Genomic DNA, 930 nt, shown 5'->3' with positions numbered 1-930 from the left:
GACAACTTTTCGGGTGCCCTTCGGCAATTGTGGGTTTTCACGTTCGACGGTATTAAACGGTAGAACTTCTGTCACGATATCAAGTCGTGGTTGCTCGACAACCAGATTCTTAACGCCTTCTGCTGGACTGATTTGCTCAACTGGCTTGCCAACTTCCACAATCTGATCGATTGGATCTTTAGAAACGAAGCTATCGCGAGTCACACGACCAGTTTCTTGGCCATTTTCGATTGTTACTTCCACAAGCGTAGTCTCTTCGCCGTTCTTGCCTTCTTGGACAACTTTTCGGGTGCCCTTCGGCAATTGTGGATTTTCGCGCTCAACGGTGTTGAACGGTAGAGCTTCAGTTACCACATCCAAGCGTGGCTGTTCGACAACAAGATTCTTAAGACCTTGATCTGGTGTCACTTGCTCAACTGGCTTGCCGATTTCCACAATCTTGTCGACTGGGGATTTGGAAACAAAGCTATCGCGAGTCACACGACCGCTTTCCTTGCCATTCTCAATCGTCACTTCCACAAGTGTGGTCTTCTCGCCGTCCTTGCCTTCTTGGTCAACTTTTCGAGTGCCCTTAGGCAACTGTGGATTTTCGCGTTCGACGGTATTAAACGGTAGAACTTCTGTCACGATATCAAGTCGTGGTTGCTCGACAACCAGATTCTTAACGCCTTCTGCTGGACTGATTTGCTCAACTGGCTTGCCAACTTCCACAATCTGATCGATTGGATCTTTAGAAACGAAGCTATCGCGAGTCACACGACCAGTTTCTTGGCCATTTTCGATTGTTACTTCCACAAGCGTAGTCTTTTCGCCGTTCTTGCCTTCTTGGACAACTTTTCGTGTGCCCTTAGGCAATTGTGGATTTTCGCGCTCAACGGTGTTGAACGGTAGAGCTTCAGTTACCACATCCAAGCGTGGCTGTTCGACAAC

Annotated in this window: 1 protein-coding gene; it reads right to left on the bottom strand. The window is 48.1% G+C overall.

Annotated elements, in window-relative coordinates:
- Positions 1–930 (bottom strand): G5 domain-containing protein (locus D8872_RS10660; protein WP_185761425.1); only part of this gene is annotated, 930 nt, incomplete at both ends.

It is taken from the genome of Streptococcus cristatus, from assembly GCF_003943815.1.
Lineage (GTDB): Bacteria > Bacillota > Bacilli > Lactobacillales > Streptococcaceae > Streptococcus > Streptococcus cristatus_F.
Note: the sequence above shows the minus strand (reverse complement) of the source record. Positions and strands in the feature narration are given on the sequence as shown.